The organism is bacterium (genome assembly GCA_029210965.1).
In the GTDB taxonomy this organism is placed as follows: Bacteria; BMS3Abin14; BMS3Abin14; order BMS3Abin14; family BMS3Abin14; genus JALHUC01.
In genome coordinates this window covers 1-17,250 of sequence record JARGFZ010000029.1, presented here as the reverse complement: position 1 = coordinate 17,250, position 17,250 = coordinate 1, and the positions used below count along the sequence as shown (strand labels likewise).

The window sequence follows — 17,250 nt, the reverse complement described above, 5'->3', positions numbered from 1 at the left end:
TGAGGGAAACTGACCTATGAGTACAGCTTCCGGGGGGCTTCTTGTTTATTCCCCCTTGTACCGAACGTTCAGTTACGGTCCGGACCATCCTCTCCGGCCAACGAGGCTATACCTCACACACATCCTGATGGGTGCCTGCGGTCTTCTGGCCGGTCCGGGGCTGAAGCTGACAGAGCCCGTGGAAGCTGCCCGCGGAGACCTCCTGCGCGTGCACTCAAATGCCTACCTGGACGCCCTGGACATGGCCAACAGCGGGGAGAATTTTCCGGATTCCCTCACCTGGGGCCTTGGTTTTGGTGACAACCCCATATTCGCGGGTGTCAGAGACTGGAGCTACCTTGTGTGCGGCGGGACCATCATGGCACTGAGGGAAGTTATGGCCGGAAGGTCAGGGGTCGCCTTCCACACCGGAGGAGGGTTCCATCACGCCCATCACGCAAAAGCGGCAGGGTTCTGCTACGTTAACGATATCGCTGTCGCTATATCCGAACAGGTGAACCAGGGACAAAGGATCCTCTATCTGGATCTGGACGCTCACCACGGAGACGGGGTTCAGGAAGCGTTTTACGGTTCAGACAGGGTTATAACCGTTTCCATACACGAGTCGCCGGAGCATCTTTTTCCGGGTACCGGTCATGTTAATGAAATGGGAGAGGGAGAAGGTTACGGTTTCAGTGTGAACGTTCCCCTTGAGCCAGGCTCTGGCGATTCCACCTTTATCGAGGCGTTCGAAAGAGTTTTTCCCTCTGTCCTGTCTTCCTTTTCACCAGACTGTATTGTTATGCAGCTGGGTGTTGATAACATGACAAGGGATCCGTTGGCCCATCTTTTATTTAGTACCAGGTCCCTTATTCATGCACTTGGCAGGGTCCGGGAACTTTACAGCGGCCCCATTATGGCCACGGGCGGCGGTGGGTACGAAATGGATACTGTGGCCAGGGCCTGGACGCTGGCGTGGGGTATTCTCACCGGCCAAAAGGCCCCGGACGAGCTTCCGGAGGCTTATCTGAAAGAGCGGGCCAGGTACGGAGCCAGCGGGATCAGGCAAATGACGCTCAGGGACCCGGAACCGGGTTCGACACCGGATCAGACGGAACCGTTGAGGCACCTGGAGCATACGTTGAAGTTCTTGAGAGAAAAGGGGATCATTTAGGAAACAGGAGCCAGTACCCAGGAGCCGGGAGCCGGTAGAACAGCAGCGCGCAGGGCGTAGAAACTGTTCGACTCGGGGCGCGTTCAATCCGTTTTAAGGCAAACACGCTGTTGACTCGCCAAGTTGCTCAGTCGTGCCCCTCTGGCAACGATCTTGCACCTATCCAGCCATGCAATGGTCCCCGCGTCAGGCCAGATACACCCTCTTCCTTTTTCTCCTCATTTTCACCGCGGGGCAGGTAAAAGCCTGCCTGACAAGGACCATTTATCCAGATCCGGGACAAATGCAGGAGATATGGCCGCCGGAAGGCTGCCTCGTAGATTCTACGGCTTTGAAAGGCAAAGCCCTGGTAGTTTTTCCACAGGGAACAAGCATATATGCGGTTGTTTCGGAGATGGGTCTGGTACCGGATACCCTCGGTTCCGGTTTTTGTGCGCCCAGGGCAGGGGTTCTTTATAATGGTTCGGCTGGCTGGCGGATCAGGCCTATGACCCAGCGGGAGCGTTGGGTGTGGAGCATCCCCATGGACCTGTATCAGTGCGAACCGGAGGATCTGCAGCGCATAAGCGGTATTGGACCCTCCCTGGCGGTGAAGATACAGAGATTTGTTCAAAACAGGGGATACCTGAACTCCCTGTCTGATCTGGACCTGGTACCCGGTGTGGGGCCGGGGAAGCTATCAGCGCTTGAAAAGGAATTGGCGCTGAACTGAGGATTGAGGATTATTTAGAAACTTCCATCAGTTAATGGTTTTAATGCTGAATTCTCAATTCTGAATTCTTATTTGTGGTTTCAATTAGTTGACAAGATACGTAAGACAAGTTAAATTTGCCAATAACCAATCACTCGAGTCGGGAATTGAAATCATGTTTAAAAACATCAGATCAGACATAGCAGCTGTTAAGGAAAGGGACCCCGCGTGCCGTAGCTCCCTGGATGTCATTCTCAGTTATCCAGGGTTCCATGCTCTGTTTTTCCACCGTATTGCCCACAAAGTGTGGGGAGCCGATTTCAAGTCTCTAGCCCGCTTTATCGCTCATATCTCGCGGGTATTAACGGGGATCGAGATCCACCCCGCGGTCAAAGTGGGAAAGGGTTTGTTCATCGACCATGGGATGGGCGTTGTCATCGGAGAGACCACAGAGATAGGTCAAAATGTGACACTTTACCAGGGGGTTACTCTTGGAGGAGTGAGCCTCAAGAAGGAAAAGAGGCACCCGACTCTCAGGGACAACGTGGTGGTTGGGGCGGGGGCCAAGGTCCTCGGGCCCTTCGAGGTGGGGGAGAACAGTCGTATCGGATCCAATTCCGTTGTGGTCAAGGCTGTCCCGCCCAACTCCACGGTGGTGGGGATCCCGGGCCGTATTGTCATTAAAGAGGGCAAGAAGGTCGATGAATATGACCTCGATCACCAGGTTATGCCGGACCCGGTAGCAAAGGCTTTTAACTGTATGATGGAACACCTGCAGTTCATGCACAAGCGCATCAATGCCCTGAGCGAGAGTGGAAAGAACGGTGAGGACGAGGAGGAGTTCGAAACGCTGCGGTGCAGGCTCGATACCATCGTTCGAAAAACTATCGAGGATGCAGTGCGGGGAGACGCCAAGAAAGAAGGGACTACCGAGGAGGTATCCAAATGAAAATAACAACCCGTTCAAGCTATACTGTCCGGGCTCTCCTGGATCTGGCACAAAATTCCGTTGATGGTCGGCCGGTGCGACTATCTGACATTTCCCAGAGGGAAGGGATCTCCCACGCCTACCTGGAGCAGCTTTTCAACCGTCTCAAGAAGTTTGAGGTGGTTCGTGGAAGAAAAGGTCCCGGTGGCGGATATATTCTGTCCAAAAGCCCTGCGCAGATCTTGATGGGAGAAGTGATCCAGGCTGTTGAAGGGCAGGAGAAGCTTTTTCTGTGTACAGAAGATCACAATGATGGGGAAAGTTGTCAGCGGTATCCAGGTTGTACAACCCACCTGCTGTGGGAAAAACTTTCTGCAAGTTTCCACGATTACCTCAATTCCATCACCCTTGCGGATTTACTCAAGGGTGAAGTATCCCCTGAAAAGTGAGGCAAGCATCCATGGAACGTATCTATCTTGATCACAACGCAACGACCCCTGTCCGGCCTGAAGTTCGGGACCGGATGCTCCCGTTCCTCGATGAACTTTTCGGGAACCCGTCATCGGCCCACTCCTTTGGCCAGGAGGTAAAGGTTCAGTTGGAGGAAGCCCGACAGCGGATAGCGGACCAGTTGGGGGCTTCGCCGGCCCAGATCGTTTTCACCAGCGGCGGTACCGAGAGCGACAATTACGCAATTAAAGGAACGGCCTTTGCCGCGGGAAAGGGCCATATTATCACTGCCATGGTCGAGCACCCCGCTGTCCTCCAGACAGTGTCCTGGCTGGCCAAAAAGGGGTTCGATGCCAGCTATGTCCAGGTAGGTTCTTCCGGGGTTGTTGATCCGGACGAAGTTAAAAAAGCTCTTCGACCCGACACCATCCTGGTTTCCATCATGCACATTAACAACGAGGTAGGCACGATCCAGCCCGTGGAAGAGATTGCTGCTATAACGAAAGAGGCTGGGGTTCCCTTTCACTCGGACGCGGTCCAGAGTTTCGGGAAACTTCCCACGAAAGTGGACGACCTTGGCGTGGATCTCCTTTCTGTCGCCGCACACAAGATCTACGGGCCCAAGGGGGTCGGTGCCCTCTATATCAGGAAAGGGACACGCATCGACCCTCTCATTATCGGGGGAGCCCAGGAAAAGAGGCGCCGTAGCGGAACCGAGAACGTTGCTGGGATCGTGGCTTTCGGAGAGGCCATAGTCCAGGCCGAGGCGGAAAGGGAGCAGCTGTACAGCCGCCTGACCGGCTTACGGGAAACTCTTGTCAGGGGTCTTACCGATCGAATCCCCGAGGTGTTTATTAACGGGGATCCTTCAAAGACCTTCCCCTCCACGGTAAGCGCCAGCGTCAGCCATGTTGAAGGTGAGTCGCTGCTGCTTTCTCTTGATATGGAGGGTATAGCAGTGTCCACCGGTTCAGCATGTTCCTCGGGATCCCTTGAACCGTCCCACGTGCTGGTATCCATGGGGATCGAAACGGTGCTGGCCCAGGGAACGCTGAGGTTCTCTATGGGCAGAGGTACAACCAGGGCCCAGATAGATCACCTTTTGGAGGTTTTTCCCCCAATTGTTGAGAGGCTGAGGAGGATGTCGCCGTTGTCAGCAAACAAGGCGTGCTGACAGCACGCAGGACGCAGAACGCAGTACGCAGTAGAAAAACAAAATAATCAGGGAAATATTACAGAACACTTTCCAACGTGTAGGAGAATGGGTAGGATGTTAACTGATTTTTCCTGAAACTTGAAACCTGAAACAGAAAACGGGGTTTTCCATGAGCGGCATGTATTCAGAAAAAGTAATGGACCATTTCAGAAACCCTCGCAACGTCGGCGAGATCGATGACGCTGACGGTGTCGGCGAGGTGGGCAACGCCTCGTGCGGGGACATCATGAAGATCTACCTCAAGGTGAAGGACGATGTCATCGAGGATGTAAAGTTCCAGACCTTCGGCTGCGGGAGTGCCATTGCAACGAGCAGCATGGTCACCGAGATGGTCATGGGCAAGACTCTGGAAGAGGCTGAAGCGTTAACCAACAAGGCTGTGGCCGAGGCGTTAGACGGCCTGCCCCCCACCAAGATGCACTGCTCCAACCTGGCAGCCGATGCCCTTCACGATGCCATTAAAAATTATAGGGAAAAACATAAGAAGTAATAACGGCCCGAAAAGAGTGTTATGATGCGGCTATCCTTTTTGGATGGCCGTTTTTACTTCGAAGGGGGAAGGATGAATAGGGGAGGAGGTAGAAAGGCCAATTGCTACTTCTGGGATCGCCCCCGATTACGGTTTTCTCCATACCTGAGATTTGAGATTTGAGATCTGAGATAAAAAACAAGACCGTCCTGGTCGCAATGAGCGGCGGCGTAGACTCTTCCGTGGCTGCTGCCGTACTGCTGGAGCAGGGATACCGCGTTTTTGGTATGACTATGCTTCTCTGGCCTGAGGATGTGGAAGGGGCTGAGGAGGGGTGCTGCGGTACCGTGCACCTCAACGATGCCAGGGATGTCTGCCATCGACTGGGCATCTCTCATTACACCCTGGACCTGCAGAAAGAGTTTCTATCAGATGTTGTTCGTCCTTTTGTCGCTACCTACCTTGACGGGCGTACACCCAATCCCTGCATTTCGTGCAATGAACACCTGAAGTTCCGCCACTTGCTGCGCAAGGCCACCGGGATCGGAGCCGACCTGCTGGCAACCGGTCATTATGCAAGAATCCTGGTGAACGGATCGTTTCGGCTGGCAAGGGGAGTTGACCTCTCCAAAGACCAGACATATTTCCTGTTTACCCTCGGCCAGGAGGAAATGTCCCGGCTTCTTTTTCCCCTGGGAGAAATGACCAAGGAGGACGTCCGGTCCAAAGCCCGGAGTCTGGATCTTCCGGTTCACGAAAAGGCCGAGAGCCAGGAGATCTGCTTTGTGCCCCCTGGAGGGCTTCGGAATTTCATCAGCCAAAACGCTCCTGACCTGCCGGGTCCGGGTGAGGTCGTCGATATGGATGGGAAGGTCATCGGTAGGCACGAAGGAGCCTGCTTCTACACTGTGGGGCAGAGGAAGGGGCTGGGGATCGCCTCCGCCCAGCCATTGTACGTGGTGAGGATAGAGGCCGCCAGCAACACGGTGGTAATGGGGTCTCGTGATGAAGCCTCCTTTTCCTGGCTCACAGCCTCCGGGGTATCCTGGGCCGATGGGAAGCCTTTGGGCAGCAGGTTTGAGGCCCAGGTCCAGATCCGCCACCGGCACAAACCGGCCCTATCCCTTATCACGATCCAGGATGCCGGGACGATCTCCATCGATTTCCATGAACCACAGCACGGTGTGGCACCGGGCCAGGCTGTGGTAATTTATGATGAGGACATCGTCCTGGGCGGCGGATGGATTTCTGAAGCTCGATAAGTGGTCATCTGTCCCGCCGCGGCGGGATTATCGCACCTCGGAAATCCTCGATCACGCCGGTGGCGTGACTGGCCTTGCATCTAACCACCTCTCGAACCTCAGTGAGGGAGGCTAACAAGATAAACTACAAGAATTAATATGGCGGCATCGATGGAATAGGGAAGGATGAATAGGGTAGGAAGAAGGTTGTGTTTTCTTCTTCCTTCAACATTCTACATTCTGTATTCTGCCCTTTAAACCTTTTCCCTACCTCCGGTGTCAATAATGTCAGAGGGCCGCAACGTGATGACTGATCAGACCACCCCTGAGGGGGAACTTGTTGGCAGGGCCCGGAAAGGTGACAAAAAAGCCTTTGAGGATCTTGTGCGTATGTACCAGGAGCCGCTTTACAGGTATTTGTGCCGGCTTTCGGAAAACAGTGAGGATGCGATGGAACTGACACAAAGCAGTTTTGTTAAAGCCTATTTTTCCATCGGACGCTTCAGGGGGGGGTCTTCCTTTAAAACCTATCTTTTCAGGATCGCCTCCAATACCTGGAAAAATACTATTCGGGATCGTGGCAGGCGGCGCAATATTGATATTGATCAGGTATCCATCGCCTCCGGGGACAATCCCCACGAAGAGGTCGTTCGGGACCAGGAGCATAAGAAGTTCTGGTCCTTGGTGGAAGAACTTCCTGCGAGGCAAAAAGAAGCACTTACCCTCCGAATCCGGGAAGGCTATCACTTTGACGAGGTGGCGAAAATTATGGGCTGCACAACAGGTTCGGCCAAGGCCAGTTACCACCGTGGGGTGGAAAAGCTGAAGCTGGCTCTTAAGGGAGAAGATCGATGACCGTTTGCAGGGATAATTCTGAAAAGTTGCTTCCGGAGTATGTCAAAGGTCTTCTTGAACCGAAGGAGATGAATAAAGTTGCCGACCATCTGGCGGGCTGCTCTGAATGTGCCTCCCAGGTGCGTGTGATCAGCCTGTTTGAGGATAAAGTCCTCCCTGAACCCGGACCGTGGTTCTGGACCAGCCTGCCGGGGAAAGTTACCGCCCGGATTGAAGCCCGCAGAAGAGAAAAAACACGGGTGCTGATATCTGTTTGGGCCGGCGGGCTGGTTGTTGCGGCTGTAGCTGTCCTGATGCTTCTGCAGCCAGGGGCACCAACGCAGCCACAGACCGATGCGCTTGATTATTCTGTTGTGGAAATGGCTGATTCCTTTTTCCTGGGGGTGGAGGAAGAGATCCTGTCCGTATCGGGAATGTTTATGGACGACCTGGATCAGGTCTTTGGTCTGGATCTTAATGACGTTTCAGACGAAACAGTTGCGACCATGGATCTGATCCTGGAAGGCGACGGGTACGAAACGATGGATGATGAAACAATTAGAATTTTCGAAGACCTTTTGGAAGAAATGACCCCGAAAAGGGTCGGAAAGTGGGTGATGTCATGAAAACGGGGCGTTTGACAGGGGTCTTATGTCTACTCCTCCTGATGGGTCCGGTTCAGACCCCTCTTCTGATGGCCGACGATGGGGTGGCCAGGGAAAGAGACCTTACCCAGGTTCGCAAGAAGGTTGAAGCCCTGAGGGCCTGGCAGCTTTCTGAAGTGCTGAATATGGATGAGGAAACGAGCTCACAGCTCTTTCCAGCCATGAGGCAGGCTGACCAGGAGCGTTGGAATTTAGAATTCCGCAACCGCCAACTGGTCAGGGAAATGTCCCAATCTCTCGAGAACCGCAACCCTGATCCCCAAAAAATTGACAAAATCCTTGATGAACTCCAGTCCAACAGGAGGGAGTTGGTCCGGTCAGAAGAAAGACATCTTGAGAGGGTCCGCCAGATCCTTTCTCCGGAGGATACCGCTCGCTACCTTATGTTCCAGGTAAAGTTTCAGAAGGAGATAAAGCGTAAAGCTGTCCAGGCCTATCAGGATCGGAGGGGATCCTCGGATTCAGATATGAATCCTGAACGTGGTTACTCCGGGAGTGGCAGTTCCGGGGGCAGTGATGGCGGTGGAAGCGATGGCAGTGGAAGCGATGGTTCAGGAGGATCATCAGGTAGCGGAGGGAAGGGACGAAGGTAGGGCAGGTAAACCGTGAACAGTGAAACGTGAACTGAAAAAACGGTGATCAGAAAACCTGGAAAAGATCGATCAAGGTGTTTGACGATGTTTTTAAAAGGATAATGCCTTTACGGATTACGGCTTACGGATCTCAACCCCTTTCCCTTTTCTTCTCTTTTCGCTAAATTGTCTTTATGACATTCAATAATAATCCGGGTCCGAAGGGGCCCGGTATTTTTTCTTTCATAACCCTGGGATGTAAAAGCAACCAGTACGATTCTGCTGCCATGGCAGCAGAACTTGAATTGGCGGGACTTTCCAGAGGATCTGTCAGTGAAGCCCACGTGATCGTTGTAAACACCTGTATGGTTACCGGACCCACAGAAGCCCAGTGCCGTAAGGCGATACGCCAGGCGAGGAGGGCCAACGCCGGGGCTAAGCTGGTCGTTTCCGGATGTATGACTTCCGGAGCAAGAGAAACGATCGAGACCATGGAAGAGGTTGATCTTGTCATTGAGCCTTCAGAAAAGGGGATGCTGCCGGGACTGCTGGGGATAGCCGGTTCAGTTGGATGGTGGGATTGGCCCGAGGATCCGGCGGTGGATCTGGGCGACCGGGATCGTGGTTTTCTGAAGCTTCAGGATGGATGTAACGCCAACTGCACTTACTGTGTCGTCCCTCTTGCAAGAGGGAGGTCGCGAAGCCTTAAACCTGACCTGGCCCTTGGCGCGGTTGGCCGGCTCATGGATCGGGGAGTTTCCGAGGTCGTACTTTCAGGGATACATCTCGGTCAGTATGGAGCTGATCTTCAGCCGGTGTCCGGTCTGGAAGATCTTCTTGCCAGGCTCCTTGAAAACGGTTTACCTGGAAGGCTCAGGCTGAGCAGTATCGAACCTCTGGAGATAACACCCCGGCTGGTGGAAACCATGGCAAACGCGGGTGGCCGCCGCATCTGCAGGCACATTCACATTCCCCTTCAAAGCGGCAGCAACCGGGTCCTCAAAGAGATGGGCAGGCCATACCTGGGCGCCCATTTCGCCGATGCGGTTCGCCTTTTGAGAAATTCCATTCCCGGGATCGGGATCGGGTGTGATGTGATCTGTGGATTTCCGGGTGAATCGGAGGAGGACTTTAACAAGACTCATGATCTGGTTGAAAAGCTTCAGATCCCTTTCATCCATGCCTTTCCCTTTTCCCCCAGGGCGGGTACCAAAGCGGCTGCCGTGAATGATGATGTTCCCCACCAGGTCAAAAAAAAGAGGGTTTTACTGATGAGAGAGTTAGCCCAGACCAACTGGCACCTCTTTGCCAGCTCATTTGTGGGGGAGGTACTTCAGACAGCAATCGAAAGCACAAGGGACGATTTTGGGCGATTGCTGGGTCTGTCAGATAATTACCTCAGAGTGGCTGTAAGGACTCCCCACGAAGGGGTGATCCCTGGCCGGATCGTTGATGTCCTCATAGAACGGACAGATGGGGATATTCTTGAAGGACGTTTGATGGACTCGTAATAATCTACTATGCAGTACCGCCATCGGACCGGCCATTGGCGGGGGTGGTGAGTAAGGAGCAGGGCGTGACCGCTCGCAAAATAGCTCGAAGAGATTTTTTGCGAGGTTATTAAGATAGACAGGGTGCAAACCAAATGGATAACTTAACGATCACACCTGTAGGCTATATCCGGTCGGATGTTACCGAGCGTGGGCAAGCCCCCCGGCAGGGGCGGGATGCAGACCTTGATGCCAGGATCGAGATTCTTACACCATACACCGAGGCCCTGAGTGGGATCGGACAGTGGTCCCAACTGCTGGTGATCTGTTGGATGCACCTGGCAAACAGGGATATCCTGGATGTCCATCCGAGGGGAAACACGAATGCACCTCTGACCGGTGTTTTCGGCACCCGGAGCCCTGCCAGACCTAACCCCCTTGCGGTATATACGGTAGATCTTCTTTCTGTGGATGGAAATGTACTGCACGTGAAGGGGATCGATGCTATTGACGGTACTCCCGTTTTGGATATTAAGCCGCATATAAATAGGCTTGACGACTGAATCCAGGAGCCAGAATTCAGGAGCCAGAAGGTTTGGAATCAGCTACCATCTGATCGAGGTTTTACTGAATTCTGGATTCTGAATTCCTTACGCGGAGAATTTTATGTCCGAGCTAAAAAGAGTCACCATCATCGTTCACGGCCGGGTTCAGGGGGTATTTTACAGAGACAGCACCATGAGAAAGGCCCGGGAACTGGGTTTGGTTGGGACGGTGCGAAACCTGCCGGACGATACTGTCCAGATCGTGGCCCAGGGCCCGACAGCGGTCCTGGAAGACCTGGTCCGGTGGGCTCGGAAAGGCCCTCCCGCTGCAATTGTCAATGATCTCCATATCGACTACGATACACCTGTAGCGGGCTATACCGACTTCATCGTTACCTACTGAAAATATGCCGGCCCAGGGGAGTCTGCCAAAGATCCCCCTTAGAGACTCCATCGGACATCTGGACAAAGAATATGGTAATCTCGACAATATGGTCCAGATAAGAGGGAGCAAAGGATGAAATACCTGACTGCCCTGGGGGATGAGGTTAGATGCCCCATTGAGCTTATTGAGAATCTGCGGATATGGTCGCAGGCCTAACTCGTTATAACAACCAGGCCACAATAGGTAATGTTGTGAAGCAGGTCAGTATTGGTCTCCACAAATATTGCCCTGACAACAGATCCCTGATCGTAGTGCCCGACGGCGATCCGGTTGACGATTTCAGGGACAAGGCCAGGGCTTTTCAGAGCTCCCCCCTCCAGGAGATCATCGTCCTCATGTACCGGGGTGTGTCCGGCAAGGGGTCGGCCGAGGGAAAAATTGAAATACAGGCCATGTTCTTTGAGGATGAAAAGCCTTATCTCCTGGAGCGTTGGGAATTCGCCGACGAGGCCATTGCTAACGTCGGTACCTGCAGAAAGTCGTCCTGAGCCATGCCGATCCTTGTATTTAACTGCGGATCATCGAGTATCAAGCACACGTTGTATGAAAAGACGAGTGGTGAAGTTATCCACCACGGCGTCGAGGAGCGTGTCACCGATTACAATGAGAGTCTGGAGAAGATCTTTTCAGACCTGGATTCTCTCCTTTCCGGGGGGCTTTCTACTGTCGAAGCTGTTGGACACAGGGTGGTTCATGGCGGCTGGCGTTTCCGGCACGCTCACCTGATCGATCCCCAGGTGATGGAAGGCATCCGGTCCTGCTCGGAACTGGCGCCCCTTCACAATCCGCCGAATATCACGGGGATCGAGTTTGCTACCCATCGGCTTCCCGATACCCGCCAGATAGCCGTTTTTGACACCTCCTTTCACAGCAGTATCCCTCCGGAAGCTTACAATTATGCACTTCCCATCGAATTAGCCAAGGAGCTCAAGATACGCCGGTACGGATTTCACGGCATCAGTCACAACTTCGTCCACGATCGAGCTGCTGATCTGTATTCCCCTGGTGACGGGGATGGTTTTGGGATCATTACTTGCCACCTCGGTTACGGCTGTTCCCTGGCCGCTGTAAGGGATGGCCGATGTGTTGACACATCCATGGGGTTTACCCCACTGGAAGGGTTGGTCATGGGAACCAGGTGCGGCGATCTGGATCCCGCCATCGTCCATTACCTCATGTCCGCAGAAGGTGGGGGGCTTGCCGATGACCAGATCCACGATCTGCTCAATCGTGAGAGTGGGCTGAAGGGCCTTTCGGGCCTCTCCGCGGATGTACGGGATCTACTTGCGGCACGTTCACAGGGGCATGAAGGGGCAGCCTTGGCCCTCTCCGTTTTTACCTACAGACTCAAGAAGTACATCTGTGCCTATCACGGTGTTCTTGGTGGTGCGGACGCATTGGTGTTCACAGCCGGGATCGGTGAGAATTCTCCCGAGATCCGCTCGGAAACCCTTGAGGGGCTCGGGCCTCTGGGTTTTGTCCTGGATGAGGCGAAAAACAATGAGGCAAAAGGGGTAGAGGCGGAGATCACCGGGGAAGGTTCAACAGTTAGAATCTTTGTCATACCGACAGATGAGGATTTAATGATTTATAAGGAAACGTTGAAGATCATTAAATCCGAGAGATAAGAGATAAGTGCTGAAGAGATAAGTGCTAAGTGCTCAAGCGATAAGTTTTCATTACTAAGGACTTTGAACCTATCACTTTGAACTTCAGCACTGGAATCTTGTACTTCAGCACTGTGATCATCGGATATCAGGTATTGTCATCCGATGATCACTCTGTTTTTCCCCTTCCCTTTCCCTTCGTACATAAGCGTGTCGGCCCTCTTTATCACAGAGGCCAGGTCATCACTGGGTCTGGCAATGGTTCCGCCGATAGTTACAGTAAATAACAGGTTCCTGTCACCTGTACGGACGCTGGACCTTTCAATGAACGTTCTGAACCTCTCAGCGATAGCTTTAACGGCTTCCTTGTTAATGTTTGAGGCCGCGGCGACAAACTCTTCCCCTCCCCATCGGCCGAGGACATCCATTGGCCGGATCACGGCGTTTAAGGTTTTGGCGGCTACTCGCAGGGCTTCGTCTCCCACATCGTGGCCGTGGGTATCGTTGATCTGTTTGAAATCATCAATGTCGATGAAAAAAATCGCTATCTTATTGCTATAACGGGCTGTCTCGGCCAGTTTGGCCTCCAGCGTCATCTCCAGGTATCTCCTGTTGCCTATCTGTGTAAGAGGATCCAGGAGAGCCAGTTCCTGGAGTTCGTTGATGCGACGCTTGTTGGCCACATGGGACGAATTGTCGCTGAATATCTCAACGGCGCCTGTGACCTCTCCGTTATCACCGAAGATGGGAAAAACCTTTGTGGTTACAGGCACCCTGTGGCCGTTCCTGTGGTGAAGGTAGATCTCGGCCTCGCTGCTTTTTCCGTCCACGATGGCCTCGTTCAGGGGGCATCCTGATTGACAAAGGTTCAGGCCCATCTCATTCACATGGGACAGAAATTTATCGTGGCAGGACTTGCCCAGGGCCTGGGAACGGGTGTGTCCGGTCAGCATCTCGGCACCCTTGTTCCAGTACGTTATGATGCGGTTCTTATCGACGAGATACACTCCGTCGTACAGGTTGTCGATGATCTCCTGATAGAACGATTGCTTCATGGCATTGATCCTAAGGTTAATTTATAAAAGCTATATTAGCACAGGTGCATTGTCCAATGGGATAGGGCAGGTCGATTTGTTTAACGGGAAGATCAAGGGTCGGGATTTGAAAGGGCCTAAACACCTCATGGAACGGTGAGTGTGAATTCATGGTGGATGGTTTGTCCCTGATCTTCGGGACCTGTGAAGGATCGCTCTGTAAAAGTGACCTGACCGTCAGTGTCGAGAAGAAGCACAGTTGAAGCCTTTGTGCCATAGGTGGGGGTGACGATGAAGGGGGAGGAAAGGACCTTTTCCCACTCCAGTTCGAAACCGGTATCCGGCAGTTCGTTGTCTGCAGCGGGACTCTTGTCATAAAGGATGTTTGAAAGCTGCTCGGTGCTTATTGGATCCGATCCTTCAATAATCGCGGTCAATGCCTGACGGGTGCGGACAAGTTTGGGCCAGGGTGTGTCCATGAGGTGGTTGGATAGTCCGTAGATCCCCGGTTTCAGAGCCTGCATCTTACAACTGCGATTGGAATAGTAAATAAGTGAGGCCTGGTCGCCGAGGAGAAGGTTAAATCCTCTGTATTCTTCAGCTCGGGGTATGATTCCATTCAGGAACGTTTCGGGTGAATCCCGGTTCGTGAGAAAGTCCTTTACCAGAAGGCCTCTTGATAGCGGATGCGCCCTGATTACAGCCCTCTCCCGGTAGTTGGTTACCGCAGCAAACCTGCCCGATTTTGTTATTCCCATCCAGGTTCCGCCGTGTTTCATATCACGGCCTCCGAGCAGGTCCGGGTGATCCTTCCAGAAATGGGATCTGCTGGTGGGTCTTTCGTAAAATTCGTCACGGTTGGCGGCCAGAATGAGGGGGTAATGGGGATGATACTTGTAGGCAAAAACGATTAGACACATGGGGTTAGTATTAAGTGTAATGTGTAATGTGTAGAGACCAAAAAACTTTTAATCTGCGGTAATTCCTCCCGACTTTCTCCTTCACCTGATTACCCCTCTGCACCCTACACCCTGCACTCATAATTGAGTTGCCTATTTATTTTTTAGCAGCTCGAGTATATCTTCCGCCGGCCGGTAGCCCGGAGCGAGGCGGCCGTCGGGAAGGATCAGTGTAGGTGTGGAACCGATCCCCAGATCCTGGGCGAGTTTGAGGGTGCGGTCCACTGCGTCAGATTCGCAGCTCGGCGCCGGGACAGGTTTCCCGGCAAAACTGTCTTCCAAAAGTTGGAGGCTCTTTTCGCACAGGATGGCTTTGGAAATTTTATAGGCTTCCGGGTGAATTTTCACCAGGGGCATCAGTTTAATAAAGAACACCACATCAGGGTCTGTCTCAACCACCTTTTTGAGTTCCGGATGCAGCTTCTTACAAAATGGGCACTGGGGATCGGTGAACAGGATCACCTTCCTGGAAGCACCGGGGTTGCCTATGACCAGAGAGTCTGTCAGTGGTATGGTCGTCAAGTCCACGCGGCGAAGCCTGGTGATCTCCCTTTGTGAGACGTTTGATTTATCCGCGATCCTGAGGAAGTTCCCTGCAACGATGTAACTCTTGGAAAAATCCAGGTAGAGTATGCCGCGATTCCCGTTTTTTCCTGTTGCATCAACGATAAAAAGCCCTGGAACCTCTGAAAAATCGACGGCATGGACCTCCTGGACCAGGTCTTTCAGTATTTCCCTGGTTTCCGGGATCTCGATGGAGTGACAGTCTGAACATTCGCCCTCTCCGCACGTACCTCCTCCGAAGGCATGGATAAATGACGGGAAGGTCAGGGTCAGGAAAGCTACAGTACAGAAAATTAGCGCTGAGGACCGCAAAGGGTTGTGTTTCATGGTCGATGGTTTCCTTTAATAAGTGGAAATTTGAGTTTGGAATTTGGAAAGGATCATTGCCTTGGATCGTTATACTTAAGGGTCCAGGTTTGAGTTATATTATGGTTGTCTTAGGGGTTCAACTCACTTTCAATGGCCGCTGCAAAAGCTTCCAGAGAACGCTGTTCGAGGCGCTTCCCGTTGAGGAAAAGAGTGGGGGTGCCCCGGACACCGATCCGGCTGCCCTCCCTGAGGTCGCGGTTAATGAGAGAGACGGTTTCAGGGTTGCCGCGATCCTTTCTGAAACGGTCCATGTCCAGGGCCAGATCCTTCGCAAACTGCTCAAGCAATCCCTCATTCAGTTTATTGTAGTTTTCAAAAACCTTGTCGTGATACTCCCAGAATTTCCCCTGCTTGCCAGCGGCAAGGGCAGCCTGGGCAGCCGGCATCGCCAGCTTGTGGTTCCTCAGGGGGAAGTTTTTGAAAACCAGTTTAACCTTTCCGGGGTGTTTCTCGAGCACCTGCTCGAGTACGAGGACCAGCCTCGCGCAGTAAGGTCACTGGAAGTCATTGAAGACGGCAATGGTCACCGGTGCGTTTGGAGGTCCCTTGAAGGGCGATCCTTTATAGTCCAACTCATAAAGCATGGAGAGGGTCAGGATCTTCAACTCCTGTTTGCCTGATCCGCTGAGGAGGAGTTTGTTGCCGGTTGGACTGTATTCGATGGAATTGTAACCTTTGCCAACTTTTAGGGATTGGATCAGGTCACCGGAGGCCCCGTAGATGGTTACCATACCGCTTTTGGTAAGGACAAAGGTCCAACTTCCATCGCTCGATATGGCAAGGTCCAGAGGTTCTGAGAACAGGTGTAATTCCTGTTCCTTCATGATCGAAAATGAATCCCCTGCTACAAGTGCCGGTACGAACAGGAAGGTTGCGAACATGAACGCGGTCCCGACTGCAAAGGCAGTTTTGATTTTCAGATAGTGTGACATCCTTATTATGCTACCGGATATCGGCTCAGTCTGCAACGGTTCAATAGGTAGGGGGGCGGCGCACGATAATCCCGCTGTGGGCGGGACACCCTTTCTAGCACGCCGGCAAGCATGCTTCGTTCAAGGGCGAAATGTCTTTAACACCCGAAAAGGATGATGGATGAGAGGCGGACGGTGTGGTAACTGTAAAGAGACGGTGAAAAGTGAAATGTGAATCGTGAAAAGTGAACCGTGAACTGTGAATAGTGAAGGCAGTCTGGGTGATCCAGGGGCCAGAGAGGATTTCATCGAGGCTATCTTTGCTGATAGCCCATTGAGGCTTGAGGATTCGACAGGCTCAGGCCAGGGGATTAAAGATTGATGGACTCGCAAAAAGTCCATCCATGCGCCCCGCGCGGGGCGCCCAGATCAATGACTCGCACTGTAAGTCATTGATTTGTAAGGAAAGGAAAAACGACGCTTTTCCCTTTCCTTGGAGTGAAAAGTCCCGGATTGGACTTTTTGCGACTTTATCAAGATTGAGACTAATAAACCGATAAATGCAAAAGCATTAACGCAGAGGGCAGGAACGCCGCCTCCCAGGCGTTGTCGCAGAGAGCCGCGGGGAACACCGCAAAAACCTGATCAAAGTGAGATCTGCAAAGAGATTAAAAACAAATGAATTAAATTGGAGTGAATATGAAGACGATACAGTGGATCATAATTCTTATCCCACGGTTTGAGTTTTTTCTCTGCGTAACCCTGCGATACGGCCTGCAGATGGCCGTCCTGCGATAATCATATAAGTGGGCACCACCGGTTATAATCAGGTTAATTAGCCACATCACTTTTGGTTTCTTAACCCTAGACAGGAGGTGCCCAATGCAAGTGTATGCTGGAATCGATCTTCACGCAAATAACAATTATCTTGGCGTGGTGGACGCAAATGGAAAGCGGCTTTTCAGGAAGAAGGTTCCCAACGACCCTGAGATGATCCTTGGCGCGCTGGATCCCGTGAGGGAGAGGCTTGCCGGAGCTGTGGTTGAATCCACCTTTAACTGGTATTGGCTGGTAGATCTGCTCATGGATGCGGGCTACCAGGTTCAT

The 17,250-nt window shown here is 52.6% G+C and carries 21 protein-coding genes; 16 read left to right on the top strand and 5 right to left on the bottom strand.

Annotated elements, in window-relative coordinates; genetic code table 11:
- The first annotated feature begins 16 nt into the window (after window positions 1-16).
- The 15 genes from P1S59_10620 to P1S59_10550 all read left to right on the top strand — a co-directional run bounded on the left by P1S59_10620 (window position 17) and on the right by P1S59_10550 (window position 12,327).
- Complete coding sequence (locus P1S59_10620; GenBank protein ID MDF1526705.1) at window positions 17-1,153, top strand: acetoin utilization protein AcuC; 1,137 nt, start codon at window positions 17-19, stop codon at window positions 1,151-1,153.
- 283 nt (window positions 1,154-1,436) lie between these two features.
- A complete protein-coding gene (locus P1S59_10615; protein MDF1526704.1) occupies window positions 1,437-1,865 on the top strand; it encodes a helix-hairpin-helix domain-containing protein in 429 nt (142 codons plus the stop codon).
- Between the two features lie 154 nt (window positions 1,866-2,019).
- Entirely contained in the window at window positions 2,020-2,793 is a 774-nt protein-coding gene (gene cysE, locus P1S59_10610) for a serine O-acetyltransferase (protein ID MDF1526703.1), read from the top strand.
- On the top strand, window positions 2,790-3,221 hold the full coding sequence (locus P1S59_10605) for an Rrf2 family transcriptional regulator (protein ID MDF1526702.1): 432 nt from the start codon (window positions 2,790-2,792) through the stop codon (window positions 3,219-3,221). Before cysE ends, P1S59_10605 begins: the two co-directional genes overlap by 4 nt.
- Before the next feature lie 11 nt (window positions 3,222-3,232).
- Window positions 3,233-4,396: a cysteine desulfurase family protein gene (locus P1S59_10600; protein MDF1526701.1), complete on the top strand. Its 1,164-nt coding sequence runs from the start codon at window positions 3,233-3,235 to the stop codon at window positions 4,394-4,396.
- A 160-nt stretch (window positions 4,397-4,556) separates the two neighbouring features.
- Complete coding sequence (nifU, locus tag P1S59_10595) at window positions 4,557-4,928, top strand: Fe-S cluster assembly scaffold protein NifU (GenBank protein MDF1526700.1); 372 nt, start codon at window positions 4,557-4,559, stop codon at window positions 4,926-4,928.
- Between the two features lie 158 nt (window positions 4,929-5,086).
- Window positions 5,087-6,169 (top strand): tRNA 2-thiouridine(34) synthase MnmA, encoded by a 1,083-nt coding sequence (gene mnmA, locus P1S59_10590; protein MDF1526699.1) that lies wholly within the window; start codon window positions 5,087-5,089, stop codon window positions 6,167-6,169.
- A 285-nt stretch (window positions 6,170-6,454) separates the two neighbouring features.
- The gene (locus P1S59_10585) at window positions 6,455-7,003 is read left to right on the top strand and encodes a sigma-70 family RNA polymerase sigma factor (GenBank protein MDF1526698.1); all 549 of its coding nucleotides are present in this window, start codon (window positions 6,455-6,457) and stop codon (window positions 7,001-7,003) included.
- Window positions 7,000-7,608, top strand: a complete 609-nt coding sequence (locus P1S59_10580) for a zf-HC2 domain-containing protein (protein MDF1526697.1) — start codon at window positions 7,000-7,002, stop codon at window positions 7,606-7,608. Before P1S59_10585 ends, P1S59_10580 begins: the two co-directional genes overlap by 4 nt.
- Entirely contained in the window at window positions 7,605-8,240 is a 636-nt protein-coding gene (locus P1S59_10575; protein MDF1526696.1) for a hypothetical protein, read from the top strand. The genes P1S59_10580 and P1S59_10575 overlap by 4 nt, the downstream gene beginning before the upstream one ends.
- 173 nt (window positions 8,241-8,413) lie before the next feature.
- Window positions 8,414-9,730, top strand: a complete 1,317-nt coding sequence (locus P1S59_10570) for a MiaB/RimO family radical SAM methylthiotransferase (protein MDF1526695.1) — start codon at window positions 8,414-8,416, stop codon at window positions 9,728-9,730.
- Between the two features lie 134 nt (window positions 9,731-9,864).
- Window positions 9,865-10,272: a tRNA (N6-threonylcarbamoyladenosine(37)-N6)-methyltransferase TrmO gene (tsaA, locus tag P1S59_10565; protein ID MDF1526694.1), complete on the top strand. Its 408-nt coding sequence runs from the start codon at window positions 9,865-9,867 to the stop codon at window positions 10,270-10,272.
- Window positions 10,273-10,375: 103 nt separating this feature from the next.
- On the top strand, window positions 10,376-10,657 hold the full coding sequence (locus P1S59_10560; GenBank protein MDF1526693.1) for an acylphosphatase: 282 nt from the start codon (window positions 10,376-10,378) through the stop codon (window positions 10,655-10,657).
- Window positions 10,658-10,839: 182 nt separating this feature from the next.
- Window positions 10,840-11,187: a hypothetical protein gene (locus P1S59_10555; protein MDF1526692.1), complete on the top strand. Its 348-nt coding sequence runs from the start codon at window positions 10,840-10,842 to the stop codon at window positions 11,185-11,187.
- Window positions 11,188-11,190: 3 nt separating this feature from the next.
- A complete protein-coding gene (locus tag P1S59_10550) occupies window positions 11,191-12,327 on the top strand; it encodes an acetate kinase (GenBank protein MDF1526691.1) in 1,137 nt (378 codons plus the stop codon).
- Window positions 12,328-12,464: 137 nt separating this feature from the next.
- On the opposite strand, the gene P1S59_10545 is transcribed toward P1S59_10550, so the two are convergent.
- The 5 genes from P1S59_10545 to P1S59_10525 all read right to left on the bottom strand — a co-directional run bounded on the left by P1S59_10545 (window position 12,465) and on the right by P1S59_10525 (window position 16,164).
- Window positions 12,465-13,361 carry a diguanylate cyclase gene (locus tag P1S59_10545; GenBank protein ID MDF1526690.1) on the bottom strand — a complete coding sequence of 299 codons (897 nt, stop codon included), beginning with the start codon at window positions 13,359-13,361 and terminating at the stop codon, window positions 12,465-12,467.
- 125 nt (window positions 13,362-13,486) lie between these two features.
- Entirely contained in the window at window positions 13,487-14,260 is a 774-nt protein-coding gene (locus P1S59_10540; GenBank protein MDF1526689.1) for an NRDE family protein, read from the bottom strand.
- A 132-nt stretch (window positions 14,261-14,392) separates the two neighbouring features.
- Window positions 14,393-15,190, bottom strand: coding sequence for a DsbC family protein (locus P1S59_10535; GenBank protein MDF1526688.1), 798 nt, complete (start codon window positions 15,188-15,190; stop codon window positions 14,393-14,395).
- A gap of 110 nt (window positions 15,191-15,300) precedes the next feature.
- Window positions 15,301-15,711 carry a thioredoxin domain-containing protein gene (locus P1S59_10530; GenBank protein MDF1526687.1) on the bottom strand — a complete coding sequence of 137 codons (411 nt, stop codon included), beginning with the start codon at window positions 15,709-15,711 and terminating at the stop codon, window positions 15,301-15,303.
- A 15-nt stretch (window positions 15,712-15,726) separates the two neighbouring features.
- Window positions 15,727-16,164 (bottom strand): hypothetical protein, encoded by a 438-nt coding sequence (locus P1S59_10525; protein MDF1526686.1) that lies wholly within the window; start codon window positions 16,162-16,164, stop codon window positions 15,727-15,729.
- An 861-nt stretch (window positions 16,165-17,025) separates the two neighbouring features.
- On the opposite strand from P1S59_10525, the gene P1S59_10520 reads away from it, so the two are divergent.
- A partial coding sequence (locus tag P1S59_10520; GenBank protein ID MDF1526685.1) for an IS110 family transposase occupies window positions 17,026-17,250 on the top strand: 225 nt, incomplete at its 3' end.